This is a genomic window from Promicromonospora sp. NPDC060271 (assembly GCF_042726755.1).
Lineage (GTDB): Bacteria > Actinomycetota > Actinomycetes > Actinomycetales > Cellulomonadaceae > Promicromonospora.
Genome location: NZ_JBHXBG010000060.1, coordinates 24,091 through 30,090, shown reverse-complemented (window position 1 = coordinate 30,090; position 6,000 = coordinate 24,091). Strand labels below are relative to the sequence as shown.

Here is a 6,000-nt window from a genome sequence, read left to right as displayed (position 1 = left end):
CCGCCGGCCCGCTGTATGGCTGCTGTACGGCTACCTGCTGTACGCCTACTTCGAGGACTCCTCCGACGGCTCGCGCTCCTTCGCCGCCTCCACCCGCTCGTCGTGGGCGGACTTGACGAGGCTCGCGATCGTGCCGACCGCCAGTGACACGACGATCACCGTGAGCGACAGCCAGATCGGGATCTCGGGTGCCCAGTGGAAGCCGTGGCCACCGTTGATCCAGGGGATCGAGTTGGTGTGCAGCGCCTCGAGGATCAGCTTGACGCCGATGAAGCCGAGGATCGCCGAGAGCGCGTAGGGCAGGTACACCAGCCTGTCGAGCAGGCCGCCCAGCAGGAAGTAGAGCTGCCGCAGACCCATCAGCGCGAACAGGTTGGTGGCGAACACGATGAACGGATCCCTGGTGATGCCGAAGATGGCGGGGATCGAGTCGACCGCGAACAGGACGTCCGTCGAGCCGATGGCCAGGAACACGATGATCAGCGGCGTGAAGAGCCTGCGGCCGTCGACCACGGTCCGCAGCTTCGCGCCGTCGTACTGGTGGTGCAGCGGGAGAACCTTCCGCATCTGGCGGATGAGGGCGTTCTCCTTGTAGTCGTCGTGCTCCTCGGGCGACTCGGGCATCGCCTGCTGGATCGCCGTGTAGATGAGGAACGCGCCGAAGATGTAGAAGAGCCACGTGAACTGCTCGATCAGCGCCGCCCCCGCGAGGATGAACGCGGCACGGAAGATCAGCGCCATGATGATGCCGACCATGAGGACCCGCTGCTGCTGCTCACGCGGCACCGCGAACCGGGCCATGATGATGACGAACACGAAGAGGTTGTCGACGCTCAGGGAGTACTCCATGAGCCAGCCGGCGTAGAACTCCGCGGCCGGAGTGATGCCACCGACGCCCCAGACGATCCCACCGAAGATCACGGCGAGCCCCACGTAGAAGCTCACCCAGATGGCGCTCTCCTTCACGGACGGCACGTGCGGACGACGGCCGACGATGAGGAGGTCGGCGATCAGCAGGACGAGCATCGCCCCGAGCGAGATCACCTCGAACGTCACGGGTAGTTCGTGGACCATTGTTTCCTTCCGGAACGGGGAGGAACGCGCGACAGCCTCGAGCCTCCGGTGTGTACAGCAGGGCACCGGAGGTCTTCCTCGCTCGCCCGTGCACCAGCCTGACCGAGATCAGACGCTGACGCACCACGAGCCGGCCAGGCCGAGCTGACGTCATCGGCAGCTGTGATGACGACCAAGCCGTTATGAGGTACTCCCCTCCAACGGAGGGAAGCATACGGGACGCCGCGCTTGTTCCCGAACGCCCGTGGCCGCTCGTCAGAGGGGGGTGACGACCAGCTTCCCGCGTGCGTGCCCGGCGCCCGCCACCTGCCGGATCGCCTCGACCGCGCGGTCGAGCGGGTACGTGGCGCTCACGATCGGCAGCAGGGCGCCGTCGTCCACCATCCGGGCGAGCACCGCGAGGTCCGCAGCGTTCTCGGATGCCGAGACGCTCATCGCCCGGTACGGGCGGAACCGCGCCACCAGCGGCGCCGCCAGCAGGTCGGGCATGGAGCCGAGCAGACCCGCCTTGCTCCCGTCGTTGGCGAGGATCAGCCCGCCCGGCACGACGACGCGGCCGAGCGCACGCAACGGGTACCGGCCGGCGTTCGTGAAGACGACGTCGAAGCGCGGCTCGCCCGCCGTGACGTCCTCGCGCGTGTAGTCGATGACGTCGGAGGCGCCGAGCTCGCGCACCATCGCGACGTTGCGCGTGCTGCACACGCCCGTCACGTGCGCGCCCCACGCGGCGGCGATCTGCACGGCGAAGTGGCCGATGCCGCCACCGGCGCCCGTGATCATCACGCGCTGCCCGGCCGTGAGCCCCGCCGCGCGCAGGAACTGGAGCGCCGTGACGGCCGCCATCGGCAGCGCGGCGGCCTCGGTATGGGTGAGGTCGGCCGGACGGTGCGCTATCCGGGTGGCGTCCGCGACCGCGTGCTCCGCGAACGTTCCAGCGGCCCCGAACCCGAACACCTCGTCGCTCGGCGCGAACGCGGTGACACCGGGGCCCGCCGCCACGACGACTCCGGACAGGTCGGCGCCCCGGACCTGCGGACGGGGGCCGCCGAGCCCGCCCATCATCGGGCGGGCGATCATCGGCTGCCCCGCCGCGAAGTGCCAGTCGTACGGGTTGACCCCCGCGGCGCTCACCCGGACCAGGACCTGCCCCTTCGCGGGGAGCGGCTCGGGGATGTCTCGCACCGCGAGGGCGTCCAAGCCATAGCTGTCCTGTGTGAGTGCTCGCATCACGGCCTCCTGGCCTGTCACGCTCCCGGACGTGCGCTGCACCCCTGCGGGATCAGGGTCCTCCGGGCCTGTGAGCAGGTCAAGGATCAGCGTGGATGAACTCGGCTCCCGCTCGCCGAACCCGCCCTACGCGGTCGCCGCCTGCATCTGCCGCAGCTCCTTCTTGAGCCCCGAGACCTCGTCGCGCAACCGCGCCGCCACCTCGAACTGCAGCTCGGCGGCCGCCGCGTGCATCTGGTCGGTGAGCTCCTGGATGAGCTCGGCCAGCTCGCTCGCCGCTGCCCCGGAGAGCCGGTTGCCGGTCGTCGAGCCTTCCTTCGGGCTGCCGGGCACCCGCGCGCCCCGGCCCTCACCCTTTGCCTTGCGGCTGTTCCGGAACCCGCCGGCCAGCAGCTCCTGGGTGTCCAGGTCCTCGCGCGCGAGCATGTCGGTGACGTCCGCGATCTTCTTGCGCAGCGGCTGGGGGTCCAGGCCGCGCTCGGTGTTGTAGGCCACCTGCTTCTCGCGCCGCCGCGTGGTCTCGTCGATCGCCATCTGCATGGCGGGCGTGATCTTGTCCGCGTACATGTGGACCTGACCGGACACGTTGCGGGCCGCACGGCCGATCGTCTGGATGAGCGACCGCCCCGAGCGCAGGAAGCCCTCCTTGTCGGCGTCGAGGATCGCCACGAGCGACACCTCCGGCAGGTCCAGGCCCTCGCGCAGGAGGTTGATGCCCACCAGCACGTCGTACTCGCCGAGCCGCAGCTCGCGCAGCAGCTCGACGCGGCGCAGGGTGTCCACGTCCGAGTGCAGGTAGCGCACCCGTACGTTGCGCTCCAGGAAGTAGTCCGTGAGGTCCTCGGCCATCTTCTTGGTCAGGGTGGTCACCAGGACCCGCTCGTTGCGGTCCACCCGGTCCCTGATCTCGCCCAGCAGGTCGTCGATCTGGCCGGTCGTCGGCTTCACGATCACCTCGGGGTCCACCAGGCCGGTGGGGCGGATGACCTGCTCCACGACCCCGTCCGACAGCGAGCGCTCGTAGTCGCCCGGGGTGGCCGACAGGTAGACCGTCTGCCCGATGCGCTCGGTGAACTCCTCCCACTTCAGCGGGCGGTTGTCCAAGGCGCTCGGCAGGCGGAAGCCGTGGTCGACGAGCGCGCGCTTGCGCGAGGCGTCGCCCTCGTACATGGCGCCGATCTGGGGCACCGTCTGGTGGGACTCGTCGATGACGAGCAGGAAGTCCTCGGGGAAGTAGTCGAGCAGCGTGTTGGGCGCCGTGCCCGGTTCGCGGCCGTCGATGTGCATCGAGTAGTTCTCGATGCCCGCGCAGGTGCCGATCGAGCGCATCATCTCGATGTCGTACGTCGTGCGCATGCGCAGCCGCTGCGCCTCCAGCAGCTTGCCCTGCTTCTCGAGCTCGGCCAGCCGGCCCTCGAGCTCCTTCTCGATGCCGCCGATGGCCCGCTCCATACGTTCCGGGCCTGCCACGTAGTGCGTGGCCGGGAACACGTAGATCGACTGCTCGTTGCGGACGACGTCGCCGGTGAGCGGGTGCAGCGTCTGGATCGACTCGATCTCGTCGCCGAACATCTCGATCCGGATCGCGAGCTCCTCGTACACCGGGATGATCTCGACGGTGTCGCCGCGCACCCGGAACGTCCCGCGCGTGAACGACATGTCGTTGCGCGTGTACTGCATGGTCACGAACTGGCGCAGCAGCTTGTCGCGGTCCACGACGTCACCCACGTCGAGGCGGACCATGCGGTCCACGTACTCCTGCGGCGTGCCCAGGCCGTAGATGCACGAGACCGACGCGACCACGACGACGTCGCGCCGCGTGAGCAGCGACGAGGTCGCGGAGTGGCGCAGCCGCTCCACCTCGTCGTTGATCGACGAGTCCTTCTCGATGTACGTGTCCGACTGCGCGATGTACGCCTCGGGCTGGTAGTAGTCGTAGTACGACACGAAGTACTCGACGGCGTTGTTGGGCAGCAGCTCCCGGAACTCGGTGGCGAGCTGCGCGGCCAGCGTCTTGTTGGGCGCCATCACGAGGGTGGGCCGCTGCAGCTTCTCGACGAGCCAGGCCGTCGTCGCCGACTTGCCGGTACCCGTGGCGCCGAGCAGCACCACGTCCTTCTCGCCGGCCTGGATACGTTCGGCCAGCTCGGCGATCGCCGTCGGCTGGTCGCCTGCCGGCTGATATTCGGAGATGACCTCGAACGGGGCCACCGTGCGCTGCAGATCGGTCACGGGTCGCATGTGACTACCGTACGACCCACCACTGACACTCCCCCGCCCCCGACGTGTCAGACGTACAGGTCACTCGGGTGACCTGTACGTCTGACTCGTCGGGGTCAGTGCAACGCGCCCGCCGGCGTGGCCGGCTCCACCGCCTCACCGCGGGCCGTGGCGAGCGCCGTGCGCACCACGATCTCCAGGGCGCTGGCGAGCGACTCGAGCGGGAGGTGCGGCTCGCCGCCGTCCGACAGCGCGGACGCCGCGGCGTCTCCACCCACCTCCTCGGTGGTGCGCGGCACGTGGACGAAGCCGGACAGCACGCCCGGCCGCTCGGCCAGCGCGTGCTGCAGCGCGTAGAACGCGGCGTTGCAGACGTACGTGCCGGCGCTGTACGTGACGCCTGCGGGGATGCCCGCCGCGCGGACGGCGGCGACGGCGGCCTTGGCCGGGAGGGTCGTGAACCGGGCGTCGGGGCCGCCGTCGGCGACCGGGGCGTCGACGGGCTGGGTACCGCCGTTGTCGGGGATCCGGGCGTCCATGAGGTTGATCGCCACCTGCTCGACCCGCACCTGGGTGACGCCTGCGGCCAGGCCGACCGCCAGGACGACGTCGGGCGCGTGCTCGTCGAGCAGCCGCAGCAGGAGACCGTCGGCCGAGCGGACCTGGTCGAACTCGACCGGCAGGATGGCCGTGACCAGCTCGTCGGGGCCCGTCCAGCGCGCCGCGAGGGCCGCCACCGCGTCGCCCGACGAGTTGACGGCGTCACCGCCGAACGGCTCGAACCCTGTGACCAGTACCTTCATCACGCACGCTCCTCACCGGGCCGTGCGGATCACGCCGGCCGGATCACGCGGAGTCTGCCTCCGCCTCCTGCGCGACCTCCTCGGCCACGCGCTGCCACAGGGTATCCACCTGTGCGCGTAGATTGTCCTCGCTGCCCGAACCGTCCAGGGTGAAGTCCGCGACGGCGAGCCGCTCGTCGTCGCCGGCCTGCGCCGCGATCCGGGAGCGCGCGGCCTCCTCGCTCAGCCCGCGGCCCTCGACGAGCCGGCGCACCCGCTGCTCCGCGGGCGTGTGCACGACGACCAGCAGGTGGAAGTGCTCGGCCTGCCCGGTCTCCACGAGCAACGGGATGTCGTGCACGACGACGGCGGTCGGGTCCGCGGCGGCCGACATGGCCTCCCGCTCCGCCGAGAGCCGCCGCACCTCCGGATGCACTATGTCGTTCAGCCGGCTGCGGGCAGCCGCGTCGGCGAAGACCAGGGCGCCGAGCCCCGGCCGGTCGAGTGCGCCGTCCGGCGTCAGGACGACGTCGCCGAACGCCTCGACGATCGCGGCGAGGCCCACCGATCCTGGCGCGACCGCCTCCCGCGCCAGCAGGTCGTGGTCGATGACGACGGCGCCGAGCTCGGCCAGGCGTGCCGTCGCTACCGACTTTCCGGCCGCGATTCCTCCGGTGAGTCCGATGCGGAACATGTT

General features: G+C 70.2%; 5 protein-coding genes. All 5 read right to left on the bottom strand.

The genetic code is table 11. From position 1 onward, the window contains the following. Positions 1–45: 45 nt before the first annotated feature. The 5 genes from ACFWE2_RS11485 to coaE all read right to left on the bottom strand — a co-directional run bounded on the left by ACFWE2_RS11485 (position 46) and on the right by coaE (position 5,997). Positions 46–1,074, bottom strand: a complete 1,029-nt coding sequence (locus ACFWE2_RS11485; RefSeq protein ID WP_377224355.1) for a TerC family protein — start codon at positions 1,072–1,074, stop codon at positions 46–48. A gap of 255 nt (positions 1,075–1,329) precedes the next feature. After that, entirely contained in the window at positions 1,330–2,301 is a 972-nt protein-coding gene (locus tag ACFWE2_RS11480) for an NAD(P)-dependent alcohol dehydrogenase (RefSeq protein WP_377224354.1), read from the bottom strand. A 126-nt stretch (positions 2,302–2,427) separates the two neighbouring features. After that, positions 2,428–4,542 carry an excinuclease ABC subunit UvrB gene (uvrB, locus tag ACFWE2_RS11475; RefSeq protein WP_377224353.1) on the bottom strand — a complete coding sequence of 705 codons (2,115 nt, stop codon included), beginning with the start codon at positions 4,540–4,542 and terminating at the stop codon, positions 2,428–2,430. A gap of 95 nt (positions 4,543–4,637) precedes the next feature. Then, positions 4,638–5,324 (bottom strand): pyroglutamyl-peptidase I, encoded by a 687-nt coding sequence (locus ACFWE2_RS11470; protein WP_377224357.1) that lies wholly within the window; start codon positions 5,322–5,324, stop codon positions 4,638–4,640. A gap of 43 nt (positions 5,325–5,367) precedes the next feature. Then, on the bottom strand, positions 5,368–5,997 hold the full coding sequence (coaE, locus tag ACFWE2_RS11465) for a dephospho-CoA kinase (protein WP_377224352.1): 630 nt from the start codon (positions 5,995–5,997) through the stop codon (positions 5,368–5,370). Positions 5,998–6,000 lie beyond the last annotated feature (3 nt).